Raw genomic sequence first — 24,713 nt, forward strand, 5'->3', positions numbered from 1 at the left:
TTTTATAATTTAGGGCATTATTTTTAGTCTAAATTTAATAATTTACATATTCACTAATTTCTAAGCCATAACCAATCATTCCCACACGTTTAGTTGGGGTTGAGCTATTTGATAGTAATTTTATTTTAGTAATATCTAAATCATGTAAAATTTGTGCTCCTATGCCAAAATCTTTGGTGTCCATTTTTATTTGTGGAGCATGCATTTCTCCCTGGCTTTGTAATGTTTTTAAAGTAGTAATTCGTTCTAAAAGTTCTAACGACTTTACTTCTTGATTAATAAATACTATTGCACCTTTTTCAGCTTGATTTATCGAACGAAACACACTATCCAACTTTTTATCATTATCGCTTGTTAATGTGCCTAAAATGTCATTATTAACTTGTGTGGTATTGATTCTTGTTAAAATGGATTCACCAGCATTCCATGTTCCTTTTGTTAAAGCAATGTGAACTTGTTTGTTGGTAGTTTGTAAATAAGCACGCATTCTAAATGTTCCAAAACGTGTTTCTATATCAAAATCTTCTTTCTTTTGAATTAAACTATCGTGTTGCATTCTATATGCTACTAAATCTTCAATAGAAACCAATTTTAAGTCGAATTTCTTAGCTACTTCTACTAACTGTGGTAAACGCGCCATTGACCCATCTTCGTTCATAATTTCTACGATAACACCCGCTGGTTTAAATCCTGCTAGTCTTGCAAAATCAATCGCAGCTTCGGTGTGTCCTGTTCTTCTTAAAACACCACCTTGTTTTGCTATTAATGGAAATATATGCCCAGGACGCGCTAAGTCGAAAGGCTTGGTTTCTGAATCAATTAAGGCTTGAATGGTTAAAGCTCTATCCGAAGCAGAAATTCCTGTTGATACTCCTTTTCCTTTTAAGTCAACTGAAACGGTAAAGGCGGTTTCCATATGGTCAGTATTATTACGTACCATAGCATGAAGGTCTAATTCTTTACAACGCGATTCGGTTAAAGGGGCACAAATAAGTCCTCTTCCGTGAGTTGCCATGAAATTAATCATTTCAGGAGTTACTTTTTCCGCAGCGGCTAAGAAGTCACCTTCGTTTTCTCTGTCTTCATCATCTACTACTATGATTACTTTTCCTTGACGGATGTCTTCAATAGCTTCTTCAATTGTGTTTAGTTGTATGTTCTTTGACATGGTATTAGTTGTTGTCGTCGTTATTTTGGGTTATTTTATTGAAAATTTTTTTAAATGGATCGGTTATCCAATCAAAGTTTATCATGATGCCAATATCATTTGTTGCACGATACGTTAGCATTATGGCAAACGGTGTCATTAGTATAGATGCCATCCAAGCTCCTAAAAAAGGTGGAATTTCATCTTGTTGAGCTACTTTTCGTCCGAAAGTATTAATGAAATGGAAGGTTATGAAAATTAAAACGGCAAATACAATTGGTAAACCTAAACCTCCTTTTCTAATAATTGCTCCTAAGGGTGCTCCGATGAAAAACATTAATAAACAAGAATAAGCAATTACAAATTTTTCATGTATAGCCAACCAGTGATTGTTAATGTTCTTCGATTTATTTTCTAAATCCAATTTGTTAGATTGGATGCTAAATTCGGTACTTGCGGCATTACTTTTTGCTGTTTCCAAAATTTGATTACGCTCAGTAATAGTAAAAATCGTTAAAAGATCTTTTTTATGCTCAGATTCTGTATTAGGTTTTATTGGAGTAATAGCTGTAATTGGATTTGATTTTCTAAAAATGTTATCATTTCGAAGTACTATATTATCAGCATAAGAAATAATATCTTTGTTATAGTTTTTTTGTAAGGAATCTAGAGTAATTTTTAATTCAGGAACAGTAAGCATTTTTTCAGATGTCACATTTCCATCGTCTATTTCTGCTTGATTTAATTTGGTTAAATCGATATTAATAACGTATTTTTCAAAACTACTTTTGGCAAAGGGTAAACGTTTACGTTCTTTATAATCTTTTGGATGAATGTCTTCGTAGTAAAAGCCATCGTATAATTCTAATTGTAAATAATTTGAATCGTCTTCACTCGTTAAAATACCTCTTTTTGCTTTTATAATAGTATTTGCACCTAATCCCATGTTGTTGTTTTTAACATGCATAGTAACACCTTCTAAAAACTCACCATTATCACCAGATTTTTTATCAACTTTAATGTTAGATGTTCCTATGGTGTTAAACTGTCCTTCTGCAATAGCCATAGCTGGTTTTTGCTGAACGATTGTTTTTCTAAGATTGATAAATTTATATTGTGCATCTGGAATTACGTTATTCGCAAAAAAGAAGGATACTATAGCTAAGATTCCAATAGTAATCGTTAGCATTTTCATAGCGCGTTGCAACGAAATTCCGGAAGATTTCATAGCCGCAAATTCATAGTTTTCGGCAAAACTACCAAAGGTCATAATGGAAGCTAATAAAACCGAAAGCGGTAAAACTAACGGAACAATAGTTGGTGCATAAAAGGATAGAAATTTAAGAATGGTAAAAAAGTCCAAATCTTTTCCTGCTAATTCAGCAATAAAAAGCCAAATTCCTTGTAAAACGAATATAAAAAACAAGATTACAAATACCGAAGTAAATGTAATCATGAAGGATTTAATAATGTATTTATCTAATATTTTCACCCGAACGAAATTAGTCTAATTTATTGATGTAATAATTAGGATATTTTGATTTGGTAAAGGTAAAATGATTTTTCGATAATGGCTGATTTGTTTTAAAAGAATTAACAGTTAAAGTAGTTTTTGTTCCATTTTTGCCCACTTCAATCACGGTGTAGATGTGTTTTGTTTGAACATCAATACCAACTAAGATTTCTTTGCGTTGGTCTTTGCTACTATTTGGGGTTAATTTAACGTATTGAATTTTTCTTCCTTTAACATTTTGAAGGATATCCCAAGCGTATTTATAACCCGAATTAAAGAAGGTTAACATCTTGTTTGGGGTAATGGCATTTTCGTCTTTTGGATCAAAATTTGCAACCGTAATTTCTTCATCTTCAGGAACAATAGTGTACACTTTTTTTCCGTCGAAAATCTTAGTTACTCCCATTAAGTTAAGGTTATATAAATTACCTTGAAGGGCAACATTTCCTTTGCTTTCTTGGTTGATATTTTCTTTAGGATTGTGTAACGAATATTTAAAGTCAATCACGATATTATTGTACGATTTTACTTTGGCAGATACTTCATCTAATAACTCTTTTGCTTTTTTAGCATCTTGAGCCTGAAGTGAAAAACCAATTAGTAATGCGATTGCAACTTGTAAAAAACGTGTCATTTTGATATTAATTTTGTTCATTATTTAAAAAGTGTTCCAGAGCAACTAAATCAGGAATTAAAACGGAACGGGCTTTACTTCCTTCAAATGGACCTACAATTCCAGCTGCTTCTAATTGATCAATTAAACGACCGGCTCTATTGTAACCTAATTTCAATTTTCTTTGAATTAACGAGGCACTTCCTTGTTGAGCTGTAACAATTACTTCTGCTGCTTCTCTAAACAAAGAATCTCTTTCGGATATGTCTATATCAAGTTTTATGCCACTTTCCTCGCCAACATACTCTGGAAGTAAGTACGCTTCTGGATATGCTTTTTGCGCTCCAATGAAATCACAAATTTTGTCTACCTCTGGAGTATCTACAAAAGCACATTGTACTCTGACGATTTCGTTACCTTGAGTGTATAATAAATCACCTCGTCCAATTAACTGATCTGCACCACCTGAATCTAAAATGGTTCTAGAATCGATTTTAGAGGTAACTCTAAACGCAATACGCGCTGGGAAGTTGGCTTTAATCATCCCCGTAATCACGTTTACTGACGGACGTTGCGTAGCAATAATTAAGTGAATACCAATAGCACGTGCTAGTTGCGCTAGACGAGCAATAGGGGTTTCTACTTCTTTACCCGCTGTCATAATTAAATCGGCAAACTCGTCTACTACTAATACAATGTATGGTAAAAAGCGGTGTCCGTTTTCTGGATTTAATTTACGGTTTCTGAATTTCTCGTTGTATTCTTTAATGTTACGAACCATCGCATCTTTTAATAAAGAATAACGGTTGTCCATTTCAATACATAGCGAGTTTAAGGTGTTAATTACCTTGGTGTTATCGGTGATAATAGCATCGCCACCATCAGGAAGTTTTGCTAAATAATGACGTTCAATTTTATTGAAAAGGGTTAATTCTACTTTCTTTGGGTCAACCAAAACGAATTTTACTTCGGCTGGATGTTTTTTGTAAAGTAGGGAAGTTAAAACAGCATTTAATCCTACCGATTTTCCTTGTCCCGTAGCACCTGCCATCAATAAGTGAGGCATTTTAGCTAAGTCTACTACAAAAGTTTCATTTGAAATGGTTTTCCCTAATGCAATAGGTAATTCCATTTCTGCGGTTTGGAATTTTGGTGAAGCAATCACGCTCTTCATCGAAACCATTGTTGGATTGTTGTTTGGCACTTCAATACCAATAGTTCCTTTTCCTGGAATTGGCGCAATAATACGAATTCCTAAAGCCGCTAATGACAAGGCAATATCGTCTTCTAGGTTTTTGATTTTAGAGATACGAATACCGGCTTCTGGAACAATTTCGTACAAAGTAACCGTTGGACCAACAGTAGCTTTAATTTGCGAAATACCGATGCTGTAATTCTTTAAAGTATCTACAATTTTGTTTTTATTTTCTTCTAATTCCGCTTGATTGATAGTAATTCCGCCTGAAGAATATTCTTTTAATAAATCGATAGGAGGAAATTGGTAGTTGGATAATTCCAATGTTGGGTCGAATAATCCGAAATCTTGAACCAATTTAGCAGCCAAGTTTTCTTCTACGATTTCTTCTTCTTCTACTTTTTCAATTACAAAAGCGTCTTCGGTTACAAAATCTTCTTTCGGAATACTTCTATCTTCGATTGAAAAATTAGTTACTTCTGGAGTTTCTACTTTTGGTTTTGGGTCCAAATTTAATTCTGATGCAGAAGCAATAGTTGGTTTTAAAGCTTCTTTATTAATCTCGAAATTCGAAAGATAGGTTTTCAATTCGAAATTACCCATTTCTTCTTCGTTTTCGGTTAAGATAAAATCGTCTTTAGAATTTGAAGGAGAAGTTAATGGTAAATCGGTATTGATTTCTTCCTCTTCAATATCTTCGTTTGCCTCATCTGTTACTGGAACTATTGTATTTGCAACGGCAATATCTTCGTTTAATTCTGCTTGCGGTTTTTCAAAAACTTTAGTAAAACTTTCAGGCGATATTTTGATTTTGAAAACTAAGAAAAGTACTATTCCAAAAAGAAGTACTAATAATGTTCCTGTTTTTCCAATATAATCTTGAATAAAAAGATTCATTTCATAACCAACCGTTCCTCCTAATTGTGGAATGTATTCCCAGAAAAACCCTAAAATTATTGAAATAAAAATGATGAGATAAAAATCCCAGAAAAAGCTTCTTTTAAGTTTAGCTAAAGCCATGTCTAAAACTAGGTAAGCGCCTATTAAAAAAAGAATTCTTACAAAAATGAAAGAGGCAACTCCAAATCCGTTGTAAACGAAAAAATCTGCTAAATAAGCTCCGAATTTCCCTAACCAATTTTCTGCTTTAGCACCTCTATTGGCTAATTCAGATACGATATTTTGATCGTTATTCCCTGTAATAAAGTAAGAAATAAAGGAAAGTAATAAAGCTATTGAAAAGAAAATCAATAAAATACCGAAAATAAATTTCTGCTGACGACTTAAACGCCAAGAGAATTTTTCTTTGGTTTCAGTAGGAGAATTTACGGAATCTTTACTTGTTTTTTTGGCCATGTAAACGGATCAATTTTTACAAAAGTAGCTAAATTAAAACAAATATGGAAAATAAATAATGCATCCGATTGCAATTGCCGTTAAGGCTGCAAAAAATACAGCTCCAGCGGCAATATCTTTAATAAAACCAATACGTTCATGAAAATCGGGATGTACGAAATCGGCTATTTTTTCTACAGCGGTATTTAAGCCTTCAATGCCTAATACCAATCCGAAAACTAGGATTTGCATCATCCATTCGTAGCGGTTGATGCCAAAGTAAAATCCAGCAAATGTCATAAGTACAGCCAATGAAGACTGTACCATGACACTATGTTCTGTTGTGATTAATTTTATTGCTCCATTTAAAGCAAATTTCATACTTTTTAATCGGCCTGTAAAAAGGGTTTCGTCTTTTTCGAATTTCATATTATAGTACCGCTAAAGCAGCGTCGTAATTTGGCTCGTCAGCTATTTCATTTACTTGTTCTGCATGTAAGATTGTTCCGTTTTCATCTAAAACAACTACCACACGTGAATGTAAACCTGCTAAAGGTCCGTCTGTTATTTCTAAACCGTAGTTTTTTCCAAAACTTCCGTCTTTAAAATCAGATAAGTTGATTACGTTTTCTAAACCTTCTGCACCACAAAAACGTTTTTGAGCAAAAGGTAAATCTCTAGAAATACATAATACTTTAGTATTTGCTAAAGCGCTTGCTTTCTCATTAAATTTTCTAACAGAAGTAGCACAAGTTCCTGTATCGATACTAGGAAAAATGTTTAATACTACTTTCGAACCAGCAAAATCAGCTAATGTAGCTGTTCCTAAATCGGTTTTTACTAAATTGAAATCAGTAGCTTTTGAACCTACTGCTGGCAATTCGCCATTTGTGTGAATTGGATTTCCTCCTAATGTAATTGATGCCATACCTTATGTTTTTATTGAATAACAAAAGTAGCGAATAATTGGTTAAAGTTGAAATTATACTTTACTTAAGATTATTTTTTTTAGTTTTTTAAAACCAAGTTTATATTTTCAGCGTAAATGCCATTATAAAACTTAAAAATTATAATATGAAAACGAACAAAATTTTTGCTACTGCTATTGTAGCTTTAGGATTATTAGTAGGAGCATCATCTTTTGCTCAGATGAAAGAAAAAACAGTAGAGGTTGGTGGAGCACCTATGTACCCAAGTAAGAATATTGTTGAAAATGCAGTAAATTCTAAGGATCATACAACACTTGTAGCTGCTGTTAAAGCTGCTGGTTTAGTTGAAGTATTAATGTCAGAAGGACCATTCACCGTTTTTGCCCCAACAAATGCAGCGTTTGCTAAATTACCAGCTGGAACCGTAGAAACTTTGTTGAAACCAGAAAATAAAGAATTGTTGCAAACCATATTAAAATACCATGTGGCTGCCGGAAAATGGAGTTCGAAAGATATTGTAGCTGCTATAAAAAAAGGAAATGGTAAATATTCTTTTAAAACTGTAAGTGGTGGTACTTTAACGGCTTGGATGAAAGGAAATGATGTTTATATTACAGACGAAAATGGAAACAGTGCCAAAGTAACAATTGCTGATGTAAACCAAAAAAATGGTGTGATTCATGTAGTAGATACTGTAGTGACACCTAAATCATAATGTTAAAAATTGTTTAGTTTAGTTTGTTAAAAAAAAGCTCTGAATTGTAAGTTCAGAGCTTTTTTGATTTTATTGTGCCAGCCAATTCTTAAAATCGTAGAAGTTTTTTGGAGAAACACCATGTCCAATAGGGTATTCTTGGTATTCCACTTCTAAACCTAAATTTTCTAAAGCTGGTTTTGCTTTTCTTGCCCAATCTACTGGAATCACTTGGTCAACTGAACCATGTGAAACAAAGAATTTCAAATGAGAAATGGCTTTGGTATCGATAACTTCTGGTAGGATTTCCTGATTAAAATAACCACTTAGCGCCACAACTTTAGTAACTTTTTCAGGATAAGTTAGGGCAGTTGCATAACTTAAAATGGCACCTTGACTAAAACCAATTAAAGTTACATTTTCAGTATCTATTGGGTATTGTTTTACGATTTCGTCAATAAAACTCGCTATTATTTCAACCGATTTTTTGGCTTGTACGTTATCAGAAAACTTGTTTTCATCTGCATCAAAATGAATGGCATACCAAGCATGACCATAAGGTTGTAAATCATAAGGCGCACGAACCGAAATTACATAACTATCATCGGGTAATTCGGGAGCGAAAGAAAATAAATCTTCTTCGTTGCTACCATAACCGTGTAAAAGTAGTAATAATGGATTTTTATCTTGTTTAACTTTTGGTTCTTGAATAAGATAGTGTAGGTTCATTTTTAGAAGCTTTTAAATATTTTTTGATAGATTTCTCCTAAAAAAGGAACGATTTTCATTTCACCATTTAAACAATTGATAAAACCATAAATCCAAAGTATGAAAATAAAAATCCAAAAGGAAGCCGAAACCATCCAATTATCAAAATAACCAACAGGATATCCTAATAAAAAGAAGGTTAAGAAAATACCTAATGCTTGTCTAATATGAAAACTAGCAAATTCACTACGATTTTCTTCTTGATTCATAAATATGGCTATTATTGAACCTACAATGGTTAAATAACTTACAATTGCTGTTTGCTTACCTTTATTTAGTTCTTCTTTCATTTCTATTAATTGTTCATAATTAATTGTCCATTATTATAAATTCCAATAACTTTTCCTTTCATTTTTTGTCCTAAGAAAGCCGAATTTTTAGATTTTGAAAGTATGTTTTCTTTTCCAAATGTCCAATTATCTTCTGTAGTGAAAAGTGAAATATCAGCTTTGTTTTCAATTGCTATTGATGGATTTTCTACATTGAAAACCAGTTTATTAGCTGTTAATTTGTTAACTACTACTTCAAGTGGTAAAATCGTTAATAAAGCTCCAAAAGCACTCTCTAATCCGATGGTTCCATCTTTGGCTAAATCAAATTCTAATTTTTTAAGTTCAATGTCTAAAGGATTATGATCTGAAGTAATACAATCGATTGTTCCATCTAAAACAGCTTCCACTAAAGCTTTACTTGTAGCTTCTTCTCGTAATGGAGGTAATACTTTGTATCGCGAATCAAATCCCATTAAAATTTCATCGATTAAAACTAAATTATGAACCGCAACGCTACAAGTAACGTTCAAGCCTTTTGCTTTAGCTTCTTTAATTAATTTGATGCTTCCTTGAGTTGAAATTGTTGGAATATGTAATTTTCCACCTGTATATTCTAATAAAAATAAGTTACGTGCGACTTGCAATTCTTCGGCTAAAGCTGGGATTCCTTTCATACCTAATTTGGTACTTATCACACCTTCATTTGCAATTCCAATTCCTTTTAAAGTACTATCTTGACAAAAAGCAATCACCATTCCGTCGAAATCTTGTACATATTGCAAAGCAATTTTTTGAAGATTGGCATTTTGTAACGCTTTCTTATAGTCCCCAAAAGCGATTGATCCAGCGTTCTTCATATCGAATAATTCTGCTAAATCCGTTCCTTCGCAACCTTTGGTTAACGCTCCGATGGGATATAAAGTTGTCGCTTGATTTTTGGCTCTGTCCAAAACAAATCGCACTTGCGCTTGATTATCGATGGTTGGGTTTGAATTAGGTTGTAAGGCTACAGCAGTAAATCCGCTTTTAGCAGCAACTTTCAAGCCGTTTTCTATGGTTTCACGGTCTTCGTAGCCTGGTTCTCCAAATGAAACCGAGCTGTCCATCCAGCCTTTAGAAACGTTTAGGTTTGGAATATTTACTACTTCAAAACCGGAAGTAACGGTGATTTCTTTTTCTATTTGAGTTATCGTTCCGTTTTCAATTTTGATGTCCATCACTTGGTTGTGAAACGGACTTGAAGCGTCGATAATTTTGGCTTGTTTTAGAATAACTTGCGTCATTTTACAAATTTTTGGATTAGTAGTTCTGTTATTAAAAATAGTAGTGTTGCGATGATAAACCATTTCCAAATTTCATTGCTTGTGCGTTCGGAAGCAATGTCGTTTAGAACGGTGGACATGTTGTCTACTTTAGTGAAATTTTCAAAATTGGCAGTTGTAACTTGCATTAAATCGCTTTCCGTTCTTGGATAGTTGAAACTGATTTTCTTTAGCGAATTGTTTGCTTTGATGACATCAAAATTTCCAGCTTCTTCTGGATAATCGCCAAAAGACAGTTTACATTTGGTATTCAATATTTGTTGCATCGGAATGAAACTGTAGCCTTCTTTTTGTACTGAAACTACTTCATCTTTTGCCAAAATAGTTTCTAAAATCAGGTTTTCGTTTTCACCAATGGTATAAGCGTTAATTCCCGTTTTTCCTTGATTTTGTCCCATGTTGTAAAAGGTTGGAACAATTAAAGGTGCGTTCTGAAAATTACTATTTTGTTTGTTTATCGGTGCCGAAAAAGCGTAAAACGTTCCCAATCGATTGGTTGTTGAACCTACGAAAACCGAATTGTCTTCGTATTGTAAAATGTTCGTAATTCCTGATAAAGTAAAACTTTCTTTTACATTTGGATATTGAAAATTAGTCACTTTTTTCTCAAAAACCGTTTGGTATAACGGATGATTAAAATTGATTTTTGTGATTTGTTTTTCAGAAGTTGAAAGTTCAGAATAGCTAAATCCGCTGAAGTTTTTTACGAAAGCATTTAACAAGCTTGGCGAATTTTTTGCATTCGGAATCAAAACAATATTGCCGCCTTTTTCATAAAATGATTTCAATGTAGTTCCTAAAGCAACCGGCAAATCTTCTAATTCATTTAATACAATGGCATCTTGATTTTCAATTTGATTGTAATCTAAAGTAGCTAATTCGGTGCTTTGAAAATTGAACTCATCAGCAGTAAAAATGCGACTTAAAAAGTTGTTTTTTTCTGAATTTCCGATAGCGATTACATTCGCTTTTTCAGGTTTGGAAATGCTTAAATAGTAATCGTTATCGTAGCTTAAACTGTTATCTTCGATACTGATGTTGCCGTGGAAATCGTTTTTAGGAATGGTGATTGCAATTTCTGTTTTTGGATTTTCAAATTTTGCGATGGTTTTTGCAATCGCTTTATTGTTACTAAAAACAGAAAGTGGCACTTCATTCTCAGTTTCACCAAAAGCTTGAAGCGTGATTTTCAATTCGTAAAATTGATCTAAAACTTGTGAAATCGCAACTTTATCAATGCTGATATTAGTTTTGTTTTGCGCTTCAGGTTGGATGAAATATACCACATTATTTTCTGCTAAATCCAATGCTTTTTTACTTTCGGATTGAATCGCATCAGTTATGATAACGTAATCTTTCTTAGTGTTTTTCTTTTTGGTTTCGACTTGATTAATCAAATAATCCAATTGAAACTGCATTGCGGAATATTTCAAATTCTGCAATTCTTTTTGAATGGATTTGATATCGGTGTCCCAAAATACTTCGGAATTGGTAAGTAATGAAAATTGTTGGTTTTCGGGTAATTCTTCTAATAAATCTTGAATGCTACGTTTTAGTAATTCGCCTTTAACTCCTTTGGCTTGCATAGAAAACGAGTTGTCTAATAAAATAATTAACTCGTTTCCTTTGTTTGTGGTGTCTTTGGCTTCAAAAAAAGGTTGGGCAAAAGCTATAATCAAACTTGCTAATAACAATAATCGTGTGGCTAACAACAACCATTTTTTAATTTTAGAACTTTTTCGTGTTTGAATTTGAAGTTCTTTAAGCAGTTTTACGTTGGTAAAATATTCTTTTTTAAAACGACGTAATTGAAATAAATGCACCAAAATTGGTATAACCAACAGAAAAAGGAAGTAGAGAATTTCTGGATGTTTGAACTGCATTTATTATTAGAATTTGTCAAAAGTACGAAATTCCATTTAGAATTTAGAAATTAGATTTCAGAAAATGTTGTGCGTTAATTTTTTGGAACACAGATGACACGGATTTGATAAATTTATACGGATTTTAGATGCTGAAACAAGTTCAGTATGACAAAAGTTGTCTATTTCTTCTTCCTCTTTTCGTCTCTTTTACGTTCGATGTTTCTATTTCTTGATTCGGTTTTACGTGGTTTACGTTTACCTGGTCCTCCAAGGTTTACTTTGGCATTTTTATCTTTTTTCTTATGAAACGCTTCTCCACCTTCTTTTTTAGGTGTTTTCAACAAGAATTTCATTTTTTTCTTTTCCTTTTCGAAGTCTAAATAGCGTTCTTCTATTTTTAAATCTTCAGGAATAGGAAGTTCTTTAATTTCGGTATTCATTAATAATTCTACCTCAATTTTTGGTTCCACTTCACTTGGAGAAATCAAACTTATAGCAACACCAGTTTTATCTGCACGACCCGTTCTACCAATACGGTGCATGTATTTTTCTGGCTCTTCGGTAAATTGTAAGTTGATTACATGCGTAATATCGGAAATATCCAAACCACGCGCCATGATATCGGTTGTAACCAAACCTCTTAATTCTCCCGCCTGAAAAGCTGCCATCGTATTCAAACGATAATTTTGAGATTTGTTCGAGTGAATAACACCAAATTGCTCAGGAAATTCACTTTCTAAGGTTTCTGAAACTAATTCTACGATACGTTTATTGTTAACGAAAATCAACACACGATCCATTCCTTCTGTTTCACGAACCAAATGTCTTAACATGTTTAATTTGGTAAGGAAATTTGGAACTTGATATACAATTTGCTCAATTTGTTCTAAAGGAGTTCCGCTTTGTGCTAAAGAAACTTCTTCAGGAAATTCGAAATATTCATCTAACATGGCATCTACTTCTTCGGTCATGGTTGCCGAAAATAAGATGTTTTGTTTTTTGCCACGCATCATCGATAAAATCGAAGTCAATTGAGCACGGAAACCTAAGTTAAGAATTTCGTCAAATTCGTCAATTACTAATTTTTGTAATTCATCGAAACGTAAAACGCCATCTAAGCCTAAATCCATTACACGACCTGGCGTTCCTACTAAAATATCAACACCTTCGGCTAAATTTTTTCTTTGTGTATTGATGTTAACACCACCATAAATACCAAGCGTTCGCACACTCATGTATTTGGTTAGTTTTTCTACTTCTTCTGCAACTTGAACCACTAATTCACGCGTAGGAACTAAAATAACTACTCTAGGCGATTCGTTATTTTGAAATTTCCATTGTTTTAGAATGGGTAATAAATAGGCAAAAGTTTTTCCAGTTCCAGTTTGTGCAATTCCCATCATATCTCTTCCTGAAAGAATTACAGCATGCGATTTTTCTTGAATAGGCGTAGCGTGAACAAAACCTAATTCGTCTAATGCTTTTTGTAGTGATTTTGGTAAATCGAATTCTTGGAACGTTTTCATAAAGGGTATTAAATTTGTACAAAGGTACACAAACTTTTTATAATGATGTTTTAAGCACTTATTCTGTTAATAAACACAGTTAAAAAGTAATTTTTATTAGTACTTTAATTTATAAAACAATATTTTCGCCTAAGTTTAGTTTTTACTCAAGCTATGAATAAGAAACTTGTCTTTTTACTACTTTTTACTTTTTGCTTTTTTTCTTGGAATGGAAGTGCTCAAACTATTGCAAAAGAGGGAGATAGTATATCCATTTATCAAAATATTAATGATTTTTCTAAAAAAAATAAGTTTTCCCGATTTGTCTACAAATTAATTTTCAGAGAATCCGCATTAAAAGCTGAGAATTTAATTCCATTTCAACCTAAAATAGAGGATAATAAGTTAAATGAGTATCATGATGGAAAAATTATACGAAATATAACTATTGAAACCTTAGATCCATTTGGCTATTCTGTAACAAATGAAAAAAAAGTTCCAAAGCGTAATTTAGAACATATTGGAAATACAATTCACATCAAAACAAAAGAAATTGCCATTCGTAATATGATGCTTTTTCAGAAATACGATTCCTTAGATTCAAAATTACTTCATGATTCTGAGCGATTGATAAGAAGTCAACGCTATGTTCGTGAAGTGACAATTGTTCCTGTAGCTATTCCAACTAGTAAAGATTCGGTAGATATTAAAGTACGTGTTTTGGATTCATGGACCTTGATTCCTAACGGTAGTTTATCTTCAACAGAGAGTAGTGTTAAATTGACGGAACGAAATATTTTAGGATTTGGCCATTTGATTAGCGGAAATATTAAGAATCGTTTTGATACTAATGAACGTGCCACTTTTGCACAATATACAATAAGCAATATTAAAAACACCTATATTCGATTGGATTTTGATTATGCCAATGAATTTAATAACGATAGTAAACGAAGTTTGAATATTAATCGCTCTTTTTATTCGGTAATCACTAAAAATGCAGGAGGTTTTTATTTTGAAAATCGATTGCAAACCGAACAGTTCCCAGTAGCAGATACATTGAATTTTCAAAAAATATCGTATGATTTTCAGGAATATTGGTATGGTCGCGCATTTAAAATAAATCAAAAATCAAATCCAGAGCGTTATTTTAATAATTTGGTTTTAGCATTGACCTATAATCAAAAAGTATTTGGACAAATGCCAGCGGCTGTTTTAGATACTACCAACTATTTTTCAAATGAAAAAAATTGGATCGGAATGATAGGTTTTTCTAAGCAAAAGTTTTACCAAGACAAGTTTGTCTTCAACTACAATATTACTGAGGATATTCCATACGGAGAAAATATTGCTTTAATTGTAGGTCATCAAGAAAAAAATAGTAATTCTCGAATGTATACTGGATTGAGTGTTTCTTTTGGTCAAAAATATTCTTTTGGCTATGCCAGTGGATTTGCCGAATGGGGAAGTTTTTACGATGCCGGGTTTACAGAACAAACCACTTTTAAATTGGGATTCAACTATTTTAGCCCTCTGCTTACTTGGGGAAAATGGCATTTTAGACAATTTGTAAAACCTACTTATGTATGGGGCAATAATCGGGATGATTCGTTTAAAGACCGATTGACTTTAAGTGATGAAGATGGTTTGCCTGGATTTAATACTCGTTTAAACGGAACTCAAAAATGGACTGTTTCCTTTCAAACCCAATCTTATATTCCTGGTAGTTGGTATGGCTTCCGATTTAGTCCGTATTTCAACACAACACTTGGTTCATTGGCAAACGAAAAAGCGTTGTTCTCCAGTAAAGTATATTCGAAATTTAGTATTGGAGCTTTAATTAATAATGACTTTTTAGTGTTTAATAGTTTTCAAATTTCGTTTTCGTATTATCCTACGATTCCTTTTGAGGGAGATGGAATTAACAAGTTTAATTCGTTTGAAAATACTAATTTATCACTTTACGATTTTCAATTATCTAAGCCAGCTTATATTCGATATGAGTAGTTTTTTTGTTTCAGGTTTCAAGTTTTTGGAACACAGATTTCAAAAATGATAGTAATCTTTAAAATTTTTTATGAACTTTATTCAATTTAACGATTGACTAATTTTTCCTTATATGACTTATATGTTTTAATTTTTGTTTAAAGTTTAAGTTTTCAAGTTAAATCGTCATTGAAAATAATTTTGTTTCTGGCGCTTTTCGTTTTAAACGTAAATCAAATGCCATGCAAATGTTGCGCACAAAAGGTTTTCCTTTTTCGGTTACTATAATTCCATGATCCAAGAATTTTAATAAGCCATCGAATTCCATTTCTTCCAAGTTTGCATGAATTTCATCTAATTCTGGAAATTGCATTGAGGTATCCTCCCAAGAAGTTGTAAACTGACACATTAAATTTAAAATATGTTTTCTGATTACTAAATCTTCTGGAGTAAGTAAATGTCCTCTAAAAACAGGTAATTGATTGGCTTCTAAACGAGAATAATAATCTTCAATTGTTTTTTCATTTTGAGCAAAACTATACCAACTATCACTAATTGAAGAAACTCCAAGTCCTATCATTAATTGGGTTTTTGAAGCTGTATATCCCATGAAATTTCGGTGTAATTTCCCTTCATTAAAAGAAGTAAACATGCTATCGTTTTTCAGGGCAAAATGATCCATTCCGATTTCTTGATAATCGTTTTTTGCTAACATTTTTTTGCCTTCTTCATACAATTTGCGTTTTTCGTCATCTTTTGGCAAATCTTCATCATTAAATCCACGTTGGCCATTGCCTTTAATCCATGGCACGTGCGCATAACTATAAAAAGCTAATCGGTCTGGTTGCAAGGATTTTGTTTTATCAATCGTATCGATTACATTTTCTAACGTTTGAAATGGTAAGCCAAAAATCAAATCATGACCAATCGAAGTATAGCCAATTTCTTTTGCCCAAAAAGTAACTTTTGCCACATTATGAAAAGGCTGAATTCTATGAATGGCTTGCTGAACTTTTTCGGAATAATCTTGCACACCAAAACTAACACGTCTAAATCCTATATCGTATAGTTTTTGTAAATGTTGGCGCGTGGTATTATTTGGATGTCCTTCAAAACTAAATTCATATGTTTTTGCCTTATCAGCAAATTTAAAAATTCCGTTTATCAATAATTCTAAATTTTCAGCTGAAAAAAAAGTTGGTGTTCCTCCTCCTAAATGAATTTCTTTAATGATTGGCTTTCTTGGAAACAAATCGCAATACATTCGCCATTCTTTTAAAACTGCTAAAATATAAGGATGTTCGACTTCGTGACGTTTTGTAATTCGTTTATTGCAGCCACAAAATGTGCATAAACTTTCGCAAAATGGTAAATGAATATACAAGCTAATTCCTTCAGTAGTATTTGATTCTTTAAAAGACTGAAGTAATGATTTTTTCCAATCTTCAACATGGAAATAATCTTCTTCCCAATAAGGAACGGTTGGATAACTCGTGTATCGAGGACCTGGAACGTTATATTTTTGTACTAAAGAAACTTGCATAGCTGAAACATTTTTTTCAGAATACGAAGATATAACAGCCTTATAAAACAAAAAATGATAATTATCATATTGGGTCTATGTAACAAATATTACATACAAAAGGTAGTAAAATCAATACCTTTGAAAATAATAAATAGAAAAATACATGAATGCGAAGTTTAAAGAAATAATAAATTCCAATCAATTAATTTTGGTCGATTTTTATGCAGATTGGTGCGGTCCATGTAAAATGATGTCTCCAATTTTGCAGGAAGTAAAGGGAATCATCAAAGATGATGTAAAAATAATCAAAATAAATGTAGACCAACATCAAGATTTAGCCAGTCATTTTATGGTGCGAGGAGTTCCAACATTGATGTTGTTTAAGTCAGGTAAAATGCTTTGGAGACAATCGGGTGTTTTGAGTGCAAATGATTTAAAAGCAATTGTTAACAATTATTTGAATTAATTTTCTATATTTATAATCAAAAAATAGTTAAAAATGAAAATACGAGTTTTAAGTTTATTAGTTCTCTTTCTAGCTTTGACATCTTGTTTGAAAAATCAATCAGAAGGAGTACAAGTTCTGGATGTGGCAAAATATGAAAAAAAAATGACTCAACCCGATGTGCAGTTGGTTGATGTTCGAACACTTGGAGAATATAGCGAAGGTCATATAGAAAATGCAGTAAACATGGATGTTACGGCAGATGATTTTGATGCGAAAGTGGCGTCTTTAGACAAAGAAAAGCCAGTTATGGTTTATTGTAAACTTGGAGGAAGAAGTTCCAAAGCAGCCACTAGATTGAAAGAATTAGGATTTAAAAATATTATAGATTTAGAGGGCGGAATAACCAGTTGGACAAGCGAGAATAAACAAACAGTAAAATAAATTTAATACTTAAACTATGAAAAAAAATGTAGGTACAGGTGATCGCTTTTTAAGAGTTATGGTTGGAGTGATTGCTTTAATTTTAGGACTTTCAGGTATGTTAGAAGGAACGATGAAATGGGTAACATTAGGTGTTGGTGCCGTTATGGTTTTTACAGCTTCTGTGCAATTTTGCCCACTTTATACATTGTTAAGAGTCAATACATGTAAAGTAAAACCGAAAAAATAAATAAATTTCATATCAATTAAAGTATGATTTACCTTTGTAAATTGTACTTTTTTATTTTATATAATATGATAACTTGGCATGATTTTGAAAAAGTAGAAATGCGCGTTGGAACTATTTTAGAAGTTCAAGATTTTCCTAAGGCAAATATACCTGCGTATCAAATTACGATAGATTTTGGTTCGGAATTAGGAATCAAAAAATCATCCGCCCAAATTACCAAACGTTATACAAAAGAAGAATTACTTGGTAAACAAATTATCGCAGTTATCAATTTTCCTAATAAACAAATCGCTGATTTTATGAGCGAATGTTTGGTGTTGGGTTCGGTAGGAAATGATTATGATGTTGTTTTACTTACTTCTGATTTTCCTGTTGAAAATGGGTTGCGAGTTAGATGAAAAAATCATCACTTATTTTAAAATACATTTTTAAATTGGGTTGATTTTTGAACTTTATTATTGTAATTTTTGATTTATTAAAATGTTTGAAACTTACATCTTACTCACCGCAGTTTCATATTTAGCATTCACTATATTCCAATCGATTACATTGAAAATAGCGGTTAAATATTCGTTGCGTTTGTTTTGGTAATTTAAGTAATAGGCATGTTCCCAAACGTCAATGGCTAAAATAGGAGTTCCTCTTACTTCGGCGTTTGGCATTAATGGGTTGTCTTGGTTGGCGGTACTGGTAACGGCTAATTTTCCTTCACGGGTAACTACTAACCACGCCCAACCGCTTCCAAATTGCCCTGCTGCGGCTTCTGTAAGTTGTTTTTGTAAGTTGTCAAAAGAACCTAATTCTGCGGTAATGGCTTCTGCAAGAGCGCCAGCAGGAGTGCCGCCACCTTTAGGATTTAAAATCTCAAAAAATAAATTGTGATTGTAGTAACCACCAGCGCTATTTCGGATTTCTTTATTGTTGATATCTAAGTTTTTTAAAATGTCTTCTACGGTTTTTAATTCTAAATCTGAACCAATAACAGCTTTGTTTAGCTTGTTGGCGTAACCCAAATGATGTTTCGAATAATGAATTTCCATAGTTATACCATCGATATGAGGTTCTAAATCATCATAAGCATATTTTAATCCGCGCATTTGAAAAATTCCGCCTTCAGTAACTTTAACATCGGCTGGATTTCCTAATGCTGAAATTTTAGTTTCAACTTCTGGATCTGGAATTTTAACTTCTTCTAGTTGGTTTTCTTTTCTACAGCTCGTCATCATAAATGATACGCAAGCCAAAATCAATAATGACTTTTTCATTTGTAATGTAAATTATAAATTACGTTCTTTCAGTAATTGATTGATTATTTTGATATATTCTGCTTTTGCTTCATCTGGCGGTAGGTTTTTAACCTGCATCCAAGCATTTAACTTAAAAGCATTTCTAAGATCTTGTGGGTTTTGAAATAATAAAGGGTTGGAGGTTTCGGAAGTTGCTTGTTTATACAAACCATACAGTATTAATTGCATATCTTGTGGCACCGATTCTTGGGGAATCAATTGTGCATTTGAAAATGCTTCGTCAAATAAAGTATTTAAATCCTTTTCGCTCATTATTATGCTTTTTTACTAATAACGGTTTTGTTTCCGATAGCTTTATCGCCTAATTTTACATTAACTTCAGTCCCCAATGTTAAATAAATATCTACTCTTGAGCCAAATTTAATAAAACCTGCATCTTTACCTTGAACCACACGCATGCCTTCTTGAGCATAATTTACAATACGTCTGGCTAAAGCACCAGCAATTTGACGGTATAAGATTTCACCATACACTCTATTGTTTATTACAACAGTGGTTCTTTCGTTTTCTTCACTTGCTTTTGGATGCCAAGCTACTAAGTATTTTCCTGGGTGATATTTGCTGTATTTTACGATTCCGTTTACACAGTAACGCGTAACGTGAACATTTATTGGTGACATGAAGATTGAAACCATCAAACGTTTGTCTTTAAAATATTCAGGTTCGTAAACTTCTTCGATAACAACTACTTTTCCGTCTACTGGAGCAAGAATGTGATTGTCGCTGTTGTCGGCAACTCGAGTTGGGTTTCTAAAGAATTGTAAAACTAATATTAAAATAGCTAGAGCAAAGAGAAACAATAATGTTCTAAGCCAATTGATATCGCTAAAAAAATAATCTGTAGCAAAAACAATTCCTACAACTAGTAGCAATGTAATTAAAATGATTTTTGAACCTTCTTTATGAAACATAGTATAAAATTAAATAAAATAAATTAATAAATGGAATTACAAATATAATACTATCTAGTCGATCTAGAATACCTCCGTGACCAGGCATTATATTTCCGGTGTCTTTTATGCCGGCAACTCTTTTGAATTTAGATTGAATCAAATCTCCTAACGTACTAAAAACACTAACAATAGCAGCAATAACAATCCAAATATACAGATTAGATGCCATGATGTAATAATGTGCTAATGAAGCTCCTCCTAAAATTGTAAACATTAAACCTCCAGCAAAACCCTCAATGGTTTTTTTAGGCGAAACACTTGGGAAAAGCTTGTTTTTACCAAGGTTTTTTCCAACTAAATAGGCAAAAGTATCGTTGGTCCAAATAAGTATTATAATTGAAATTAAAATTTTAGGATTGTAGCCTTTAACTCCCATTGCAATATAATTTGCTAAAATGAATGGAAGTATTACGTAACCAAAGAGCAAAAAATATTTAGTGTAAATTTTAAAATGAGTTTTATTAGAATTGAATAAATACAGCAATAGTTTTATAGAAGTTGCAATTGAAATAACTGTTAAAATAGTATTGAAATTTATCTCAGAATTTTTATTCCATAAAAAATAATAAGAACCAGCTGCAATTGGAATACTTATGTAGAAGTTTAAGCCGCTCATTTTGCAGAATTCGTATACTCCTATAATCAAAAAAAAACCAAAAAGAATAGCTAAACCCTCTCTAGAATAAGAAATACAGCCTAATAGTAATGCAACATAAACGGCTCCAGATAATGCTCTTTTTAGCGTTTCATTCATTATAAATCTTCTAGAAGTAGTAGGTAAAGGTTCTTGTGACAACTTCCATAATGCAGAAAATCTTGTTCCTTAACTTCTTCAAAATATTTTATAGTAGTGATGTTAGATGGGTAGTTTTTTTCATGGGCATTTTTAATACGCCTCAAACCATCACTTTTACTGTTTACTATTTGACTTGTGGTTGCAAAAACAACCATGTTAGTTGGTAGTTCGTTTGGTTTATAGTGTTTAAACTGATTTGAAGAGAATAAAATTGAACCTTCGTCTGCAATTAAATTTTCACATGAGGATAGGAAAAAAACAGCAGGAGAAACATTGTTGTAAGTTAATTTATTATCGTCTAAAAGGTATAATAATCTAGAATCAAAGCAATTTGCATTGGATTCAAACCAATCATTTTCTGCTAATATGTTTTCAAAATTTTCCGCAATTTCATTTAAGTTTTCACAATAAATAAACTTCCCTCCGTTATTTTTGAAATTAAAAGTGAATTGTTCGTCTATAGGCAAAGCAATATCAGGAGAATAAGGACTTTTAATTTCTTGTTTTTTGTCGTTATCCTCTTCATCTCCAAGACTGCCGAAAAATTTTCTAAAAAGACTCATGTATCTTTTGTTGCTTTTTATGATGTGAATACCAAAGATAAAAAAAAACTTAGTTCTTTTGATAAGGAACTAAGTTTTTTATTAATATATTTTTGTTGATAACTCCTTATTCTATAAAGGTGTTTTCGCTCTCTTTTTCGAAAAATCTTTTTCCGAAAATGGTTTCTAAATCATCTTTGAAAATTACTTCTTTTTCAATCAGAATATCAGCTAATTGCGTAAGTTTTTCTTTGTTCGTTTCTAAAATATGAATGGCTCTTTGGTATTGCTCTTCAATTAATTTTGAAATTTCACTATCAATAACTTTTGCAGTTTCTTCTGAATACGGTTTAGAAAAATTATAATCTGATTGTCCAGTTGAGTCGTAATACGTAATGTTTCCAAGCTTATCATTCAATCCATAAATCGTTACCATTGCTCTTGCCTGACGAGTTACTTTTTCTAAATCACTTAAAGCACCTGTTGAAATTTCATTAAAAATTACTTTTTCAGCAGCTCTTCCACCCATAGTGGCACACATTTCGTCTAACATTTGGTCAGGACGAACAATTAAACGCTCTTCTGGTAAATACCAAGCCGCTCCTAAACTTTGTCCACGAGGAACAATCGTAACTTTTACAAGTGGCGCTGCGTGTTCTAACATCCAACTTACTGTAGCGTGCCCAGCTTCGTGAATTGCAATTGCGCGTTTTTCAGCAGGAGTAACAATTTTGTTTTTCTTTTCTAAACCACCTACAATTCTATCGACAGCATCTAAGAAATCTTGTTTGTCAACTGCTTTTTTATCTTTACGAGCTGCAATCAAAGCTGCTTCGTTACAAACGTTAGCAATATCTGCTCCTGAGAATCCAGGTGTTTGCTTTGCTAAAAATTCGGTATCTAATTCCTCTGATTTTTTCAAAGGTTTTAAATGCACTTCAAATATTTCTTTACGTTCTCTAATGTCTGGTAAGTCTACATAAATTTGTCTGTCAAAACGACCAGCACGTAATAAAGCTTTATCTAAAACATCGGCACGGTTTGTTGCAGCCAAAACAATTACGTTTGAATTAGTGCCAAAACCATCCATTTCAGTCAATAACTGATTTAATGTATTTTCTCTTTCGTCGTTAGCGCCTGTCATGTTGTTTTTTCCACGAGCTCTACCCACAGCGTCAATTTCGTCAATGAAAATGATAGATGGTGATTTCTCTTTGGCTTGTTTGAATAAATCTCTAACACGAGAAGCTCCAACTCCTACAAACATTTCCACAAAATCAGAACCTGATAAAGAGAAGAAAGGTACTTTAGCTTCACCTGCAACAGCTTTAGCTAATAATGTTTTTCCCGTTCCAGGAGGTCCAACTAATAAAGCTCCTTTTGGGATTTTACCACCAATTGAAGTGTATTTTTCAGGATTTTTAAGAAATTCTACTATTTCTTGAATTTCTTCTTTTGCACCTTCTAATCCGGCAACATTTTCAAAAGTTACACGAGTATCGTTCTTTTCATCAAATAGTTTAGCTTTCGATTTACCAATGCTGAAGATTTGTCCACCTCCGCCACCAGAACCACCTGACATTCTTCGCATCATAAAGACCCAAAGTCCAACTAAAAGTAGGATAGGTAAAAGCATTGAGATGATTTCACCCCACATGCTCTCAGGTTCTTTTTCGTAATCTGAAAGTTTGCCTTCGCTTGATGCTTTTTGTAGGTTTTCTTGAAAAGTTTTTAAATCACCAATTTCTGTAAAATAGTGAGGTCCTTTCGTATTTAATTTTCCTAAAACATCATTCTTTACTTTGTCATGTGCTTTATCTGTTAAAGCTGTTTTTTTTAGGTAAACTGTTGCTTTTGTATTGGTAAATACTACTTTTTCTACCTGATTTTTATCTAAATATTGATAAAATTTTGATAATGTGGTTGGCGCAGGATTGCTTAAATCAAAACCAGTAGTAAATAAATTAATGGTTAAGAAAATGACAATAACCAGTCCAATACTCATCCATGGACTAAACTTAAAGTTAGAATTACTATTTTGTGCCATAAGAAATTTTAGTATTTAGTTTCAATGGTTGTGATTTTTGCATCACCCCATAAACTCTCAATTCGGTAGTATTCGCGAATGTGTTTTTGGAAAACATGTACTACAATATTAACGTAGTCCATTAAAACCCATTCTCCATTTTCAGCACCTTCAACGTGCCATGGTTTATCTTTTAATTCTTTTGAAACGATTTTTTGTACTGAACCTACAATTGCATTTACTTGTGTATTTGAATTTCCATTGCAAATAATAAAGTAATCACAAACCGTATTGTCAATTTCTCTTAAATCAAGAATATCAATATTTTCGCCTTTTACTTCTTCAATCCCTTTGATGATGTTTGCTAATAAATCATCATTATTAATCTGCTTCTTCGCCATTTATTATTTTTGTATTTATGCAAAGGTATCATTTTTTGTGATTATTTTTGAACCTTAACATAAGATTAAATTTTGTTATTGTATTATGAAGATAATCAAACTCGATGCCATAGATTCTACCAACCATTTTTTGAAAGCACTTTCATCTGAAGAAAGCTGTGAAAATTTCACTGTAGTTACTACCGAATCACAAACAGCAGGCAAAGGACAAAGAGGTTCGGGTTGGGCTTCTGAAGTAGGTAAAAATCTAACTTTTAGTGTTTTATATAGTCAAAAAATAGATGAGATTACAAGTTTATTTACCTTGAATATCGTAGTAGCTTTAAGTGTGGTAGAAGTGCTGAAAACCTTTAGTAATTTAAATTTTGCCATCAAATGGCCAAATGACATCTTGGCAGAGAATAAGAAAATTGCTGGCATTTTAATCGAAAATACATTTAAAAACTCTAACGAAGTGCAATCGATAATCGGAATTGGTTTGAATGTGAACCAATCTCAGTTTGAAAATTTACCACAAGCATCGTCTTTATTTTTATTGGAAAACCAATTATTTGATAGAGAAGCACTTTTAATTTCCATCGTAAACCGATTAGAATTCAATTTAAATCAACTTAGAATTCTTAAAGAAGATTTTTTTTGGGACGCTTATCATGCTACTTTGTTTAAGAATGATGTAGTTTCTAGTTTCGAATCGGTATCAGGAAATCGATTTGTTGGAAAAATTCAAAAGGTAACAAAAGACGGCAAATTAGAAGTTTTATTGGAAGATGATTCGGTAGCCTTTTTCGATGTCAAAGAAGTAAAAATGCTGTATTAAAATCATTCGAATATAAATTACTCAAACCTTTGTTAAACTTCGCGGAAATGTTTTTGTTTTTGAGTACATTTGTGCCAATTTATA

26 protein-coding genes are annotated in these 24,713 nt (G+C 32.4%); 7 read left to right on the top strand and 19 right to left on the bottom strand.

Features of this window, described 5'->3' with window-relative positions; all coding sequences use genetic code 11:
• Window positions 1–34 precede the first annotated feature (34 nt).
• Genes ribB through tpx form a run of 6 tightly spaced genes read right to left on the bottom strand, consistent with a single transcriptional unit; the run spans window position 35 to window position 6,731 of the window.
• Window positions 35–1,168, bottom strand: a complete 1,134-nt coding sequence (ribB, locus tag GFJ94_RS12085; protein ID WP_153201782.1) for a 3,4-dihydroxy-2-butanone-4-phosphate synthase — start codon at window positions 1,166–1,168, stop codon at window positions 35–37.
• 4 nt (window positions 1,169–1,172) lie between these two features.
• Window positions 1,173–2,603 (bottom strand): LptF/LptG family permease, encoded by a 1,431-nt coding sequence (locus GFJ94_RS12090; RefSeq protein WP_153201783.1) that lies wholly within the window; start codon window positions 2,601–2,603, stop codon window positions 1,173–1,175.
• A gap of 46 nt (window positions 2,604–2,649) precedes the next feature.
• Window positions 2,650–3,315, bottom strand: a complete 666-nt coding sequence (locus tag GFJ94_RS12095; RefSeq protein WP_153201784.1) for an outer membrane lipoprotein carrier protein LolA — start codon at window positions 3,313–3,315, stop codon at window positions 2,650–2,652.
• The gene (locus GFJ94_RS12100; protein WP_153201785.1) at window positions 3,302–5,824 is read right to left on the bottom strand and encodes a DNA translocase FtsK; all 2,523 of its coding nucleotides are present in this window, start codon (window positions 5,822–5,824) and stop codon (window positions 3,302–3,304) included. Before GFJ94_RS12100 ends, GFJ94_RS12095 begins: the two co-directional genes overlap by 14 nt.
• A 33-nt stretch (window positions 5,825–5,857) precedes the next feature.
• Entirely contained in the window at window positions 5,858–6,232 is a 375-nt protein-coding gene (locus GFJ94_RS12105) for a diacylglycerol kinase (protein ID WP_153201786.1), read from the bottom strand.
• Window position 6,233: 1 nt separating this feature from the next.
• Complete coding sequence (tpx, locus tag GFJ94_RS12110; protein WP_153201787.1) at window positions 6,234–6,731, bottom strand: thiol peroxidase; 498 nt, start codon at window positions 6,729–6,731, stop codon at window positions 6,234–6,236.
• Window positions 6,732–6,877: 146 nt separating this feature from the next.
• On the opposite strand from tpx, the gene GFJ94_RS12115 reads away from it, so the two are divergent.
• Window positions 6,878–7,447, top strand: a complete 570-nt coding sequence (locus tag GFJ94_RS12115) for a fasciclin domain-containing protein (RefSeq protein WP_153201788.1) — start codon at window positions 6,878–6,880, stop codon at window positions 7,445–7,447.
• 69 nt (window positions 7,448–7,516) lie between these two features.
• Here the strand turns inward: GFJ94_RS12115 and GFJ94_RS12120 are convergent, their stop codons facing one another.
• The 5 genes from GFJ94_RS12120 to GFJ94_RS12140 all read right to left on the bottom strand — a co-directional run bounded on the left by GFJ94_RS12120 (window position 7,517) and on the right by GFJ94_RS12140 (window position 13,179).
• Entirely contained in the window at window positions 7,517–8,155 is a 639-nt protein-coding gene (locus GFJ94_RS12120) for an alpha/beta hydrolase (protein WP_153201789.1), read from the bottom strand.
• A gap of 2 nt (window positions 8,156–8,157) precedes the next feature.
• Window positions 8,158–8,484 (bottom strand): DUF4870 domain-containing protein, encoded by a 327-nt coding sequence (locus GFJ94_RS12125; protein ID WP_153201790.1) that lies wholly within the window; start codon window positions 8,482–8,484, stop codon window positions 8,158–8,160.
• Between the two features lie 5 nt (window positions 8,485–8,489).
• Window positions 8,490–9,749, bottom strand: a complete 1,260-nt coding sequence (locus tag GFJ94_RS12130; RefSeq protein WP_153201791.1) for a dihydroorotase family protein — start codon at window positions 9,747–9,749, stop codon at window positions 8,490–8,492.
• Complete coding sequence (locus GFJ94_RS12135; protein WP_153201792.1) at window positions 9,746–11,671, bottom strand: BatA and WFA domain-containing protein; 1,926 nt, start codon at window positions 11,669–11,671, stop codon at window positions 9,746–9,748. The genes GFJ94_RS12130 and GFJ94_RS12135 overlap by 4 nt, the downstream gene beginning before the upstream one ends.
• Window positions 11,672–11,832: 161 nt before the next feature.
• Complete coding sequence (locus GFJ94_RS12140; protein WP_153201793.1) at window positions 11,833–13,179, bottom strand: DEAD/DEAH box helicase; 1,347 nt, start codon at window positions 13,177–13,179, stop codon at window positions 11,833–11,835.
• Between the two features lie 153 nt (window positions 13,180–13,332).
• Here GFJ94_RS12140 and GFJ94_RS12145 point away from each other — a divergent pair, with 153 nt between their 5' ends.
• Window positions 13,333–15,165, top strand: coding sequence for a hypothetical protein (locus GFJ94_RS12145; RefSeq protein ID WP_153201794.1), 1,833 nt, complete (start codon window positions 13,333–13,335; stop codon window positions 15,163–15,165).
• A 157-nt stretch (window positions 15,166–15,322) separates the two neighbouring features.
• Here GFJ94_RS12145 and hemN read toward each other — a convergent pair whose 3' ends face one another.
• Window positions 15,323–16,687: an oxygen-independent coproporphyrinogen III oxidase gene (hemN, locus tag GFJ94_RS12150; RefSeq protein WP_153201795.1), complete on the bottom strand. Its 1,365-nt coding sequence runs from the start codon at window positions 16,685–16,687 to the stop codon at window positions 15,323–15,325.
• A gap of 145 nt (window positions 16,688–16,832) precedes the next feature.
• Between hemN and trxA the strand changes: the two genes are divergently transcribed.
• From trxA to GFJ94_RS12170, 4 genes are all read left to right on the top strand, one after another.
• The gene (gene trxA, locus GFJ94_RS12155; protein ID WP_153201796.1) at window positions 16,833–17,135 is read left to right on the top strand and encodes a thioredoxin; all 303 of its coding nucleotides are present in this window, start codon (window positions 16,833–16,835) and stop codon (window positions 17,133–17,135) included.
• Between the two features lie 33 nt (window positions 17,136–17,168).
• The gene (locus tag GFJ94_RS12160) at window positions 17,169–17,558 is read left to right on the top strand and encodes a rhodanese-like domain-containing protein (RefSeq protein WP_153201797.1); all 390 of its coding nucleotides are present in this window, start codon (window positions 17,169–17,171) and stop codon (window positions 17,556–17,558) included.
• A gap of 16 nt (window positions 17,559–17,574) precedes the next feature.
• On the top strand, window positions 17,575–17,787 hold the full coding sequence (locus GFJ94_RS12165; RefSeq protein WP_153201798.1) for a DUF2892 domain-containing protein: 213 nt from the start codon (window positions 17,575–17,577) through the stop codon (window positions 17,785–17,787).
• A 65-nt stretch (window positions 17,788–17,852) separates the two neighbouring features.
• Complete coding sequence (locus tag GFJ94_RS12170) at window positions 17,853–18,185, top strand: tRNA-binding protein (RefSeq protein WP_153201799.1); 333 nt, start codon at window positions 17,853–17,855, stop codon at window positions 18,183–18,185.
• 93 nt (window positions 18,186–18,278) lie between these two features.
• On the opposite strand, the gene GFJ94_RS12175 is transcribed toward GFJ94_RS12170, so the two are convergent.
• From GFJ94_RS12175 to rsfS, 7 genes are all read right to left on the bottom strand, one after another.
• A complete protein-coding gene (locus tag GFJ94_RS12175) occupies window positions 18,279–19,052 on the bottom strand; it encodes a superoxide dismutase (protein ID WP_305069015.1) in 774 nt (257 codons plus the stop codon).
• A 12-nt stretch (window positions 19,053–19,064) separates the two neighbouring features.
• Window positions 19,065–19,346, bottom strand: coding sequence for an acyl-CoA-binding protein (locus GFJ94_RS12180; protein ID WP_153201800.1), 282 nt, complete (start codon window positions 19,344–19,346; stop codon window positions 19,065–19,067).
• Between the two features lie 2 nt (window positions 19,347–19,348).
• The gene (locus GFJ94_RS12185; RefSeq protein ID WP_153201801.1) at window positions 19,349–20,005 is read right to left on the bottom strand and encodes a phosphatidylserine decarboxylase family protein; all 657 of its coding nucleotides are present in this window, start codon (window positions 20,003–20,005) and stop codon (window positions 19,349–19,351) included.
• Window positions 19,995–20,801, bottom strand: coding sequence for a phosphatidate cytidylyltransferase (locus GFJ94_RS12190; RefSeq protein WP_153201802.1), 807 nt, complete (start codon window positions 20,799–20,801; stop codon window positions 19,995–19,997). The genes GFJ94_RS12185 and GFJ94_RS12190 overlap by 11 nt, the downstream gene beginning before the upstream one ends.
• Window positions 20,801–21,406 carry an LUD domain-containing protein gene (locus tag GFJ94_RS12195; RefSeq protein ID WP_153201803.1) on the bottom strand — a complete coding sequence of 202 codons (606 nt, stop codon included), beginning with the start codon at window positions 21,404–21,406 and terminating at the stop codon, window positions 20,801–20,803. The genes GFJ94_RS12190 and GFJ94_RS12195 overlap by 1 nt, the downstream gene beginning before the upstream one ends.
• Window positions 21,407–21,512: 106 nt before the next feature.
• A complete protein-coding gene (ftsH, locus tag GFJ94_RS12200; RefSeq protein WP_153201804.1) occupies window positions 21,513–23,432 on the bottom strand; it encodes an ATP-dependent zinc metalloprotease FtsH in 1,920 nt (639 codons plus the stop codon).
• 8 nt (window positions 23,433–23,440) lie between these two features.
• Window positions 23,441–23,812, bottom strand: a complete 372-nt coding sequence (rsfS, locus tag GFJ94_RS12205; protein ID WP_153201805.1) for a ribosome silencing factor — start codon at window positions 23,810–23,812, stop codon at window positions 23,441–23,443.
• A gap of 85 nt (window positions 23,813–23,897) precedes the next feature.
• Here rsfS and GFJ94_RS12210 point away from each other — a divergent pair, with 85 nt between their 5' ends.
• Window positions 23,898–24,629 carry a biotin--[acetyl-CoA-carboxylase] ligase gene (locus tag GFJ94_RS12210; RefSeq protein WP_153201806.1) on the top strand — a complete coding sequence of 244 codons (732 nt, stop codon included), beginning with the start codon at window positions 23,898–23,900 and terminating at the stop codon, window positions 24,627–24,629.
• The last annotated feature ends 84 nt before the right edge of the window (window positions 24,630–24,713 follow it).

The organism is Flavobacterium sp. LMO8, from assembly GCF_009495755.1.
Lineage (GTDB): Bacteria > Bacteroidota > Bacteroidia > Flavobacteriales > Flavobacteriaceae > Flavobacterium.

Coding starts and splice junctions, on each gene's coding strand:
- ribB (WP_153201782.1), bottom strand. CDS start 1,168: ATGTCAAAGAACATACAACTAAACACAATTGAAGAAGCTATTGAAGAC.
- GFJ94_RS12090 (WP_153201783.1), bottom strand. CDS start 2,603: ATGATTACATTTACTTCGGTATTTGTAATCTTGTTTTTTATATTCGTT.
- GFJ94_RS12095 (WP_153201784.1), bottom strand. CDS start 3,315: ATGAACAAAATTAATATCAAAATGACACGTTTTTTACAAGTTGCAATC.
- GFJ94_RS12100 (WP_153201785.1), bottom strand. CDS start 5,824: ATGGCCAAAAAAACAAGTAAAGATTCCGTAAATTCTCCTACTGAAACC.
- GFJ94_RS12105 (WP_153201786.1), bottom strand. CDS start 6,232: ATGAAATTCGAAAAAGACGAAACCCTTTTTACAGGCCGATTAAAAAGT.
- tpx (WP_153201787.1), bottom strand. CDS start 6,731: ATGGCATCAATTACATTAGGAGGAAATCCAATTCACACAAATGGCGAA.
- GFJ94_RS12115 (WP_153201788.1), top strand. CDS start 6,878: ATGAAAACGAACAAAATTTTTGCTACTGCTATTGTAGCTTTAGGATTA.
- GFJ94_RS12120 (WP_153201789.1), bottom strand. CDS start 8,155: ATGAACCTACACTATCTTATTCAAGAACCAAAAGTTAAACAAGATAAA.
- GFJ94_RS12125 (WP_153201790.1), bottom strand. CDS start 8,484: ATGAAAGAAGAACTAAATAAAGGTAAGCAAACAGCAATTGTAAGTTAT.
- GFJ94_RS12130 (WP_153201791.1), bottom strand. CDS start 9,749: ATGACGCAAGTTATTCTAAAACAAGCCAAAATTATCGACGCTTCAAGT.
- GFJ94_RS12135 (WP_153201792.1), bottom strand. CDS start 11,671: ATGCAGTTCAAACATCCAGAAATTCTCTACTTCCTTTTTCTGTTGGTT.
- GFJ94_RS12140 (WP_153201793.1), bottom strand. CDS start 13,179: ATGAAAACGTTCCAAGAATTCGATTTACCAAAATCACTACAAAAAGCA.
- GFJ94_RS12145 (WP_153201794.1), top strand. CDS start 13,333: ATGAATAAGAAACTTGTCTTTTTACTACTTTTTACTTTTTGCTTTTTT.
- hemN (WP_153201795.1), bottom strand. CDS start 16,687: ATGCAAGTTTCTTTAGTACAAAAATATAACGTTCCAGGTCCTCGATAC.
- trxA (WP_153201796.1), top strand. CDS start 16,833: ATGAATGCGAAGTTTAAAGAAATAATAAATTCCAATCAATTAATTTTG.
- GFJ94_RS12160 (WP_153201797.1), top strand. CDS start 17,169: ATGAAAATACGAGTTTTAAGTTTATTAGTTCTCTTTCTAGCTTTGACA.
- GFJ94_RS12165 (WP_153201798.1), top strand. CDS start 17,575: ATGAAAAAAAATGTAGGTACAGGTGATCGCTTTTTAAGAGTTATGGTT.
- GFJ94_RS12170 (WP_153201799.1), top strand. CDS start 17,853: ATGATAACTTGGCATGATTTTGAAAAAGTAGAAATGCGCGTTGGAACT.
- GFJ94_RS12175 (WP_305069015.1), bottom strand. CDS start 19,052: ATGAAAAAGTCATTATTGATTTTGGCTTGCGTATCATTTATGATGACG.
- GFJ94_RS12180 (WP_153201800.1), bottom strand. CDS start 19,346: ATGAGCGAAAAGGATTTAAATACTTTATTTGACGAAGCATTTTCAAAT.
- GFJ94_RS12185 (WP_153201801.1), bottom strand. CDS start 20,005: ATGTTTCATAAAGAAGGTTCAAAAATCATTTTAATTACATTGCTACTA.
- GFJ94_RS12190 (WP_153201802.1), bottom strand. CDS start 20,801: ATGAATGAAACGCTAAAAAGAGCATTATCTGGAGCCGTTTATGTTGCA.
- GFJ94_RS12195 (WP_153201803.1), bottom strand. CDS start 21,406: ATGAGTCTTTTTAGAAAATTTTTCGGCAGTCTTGGAGATGAAGAGGAT.
- ftsH (WP_153201804.1), bottom strand. CDS start 23,432: ATGGCACAAAATAGTAATTCTAACTTTAAGTTTAGTCCATGGATGAGT.
- rsfS (WP_153201805.1), bottom strand. CDS start 23,812: ATGGCGAAGAAGCAGATTAATAATGATGATTTATTAGCAAACATCATC.
- GFJ94_RS12210 (WP_153201806.1), top strand. CDS start 23,898: ATGAAGATAATCAAACTCGATGCCATAGATTCTACCAACCATTTTTTG.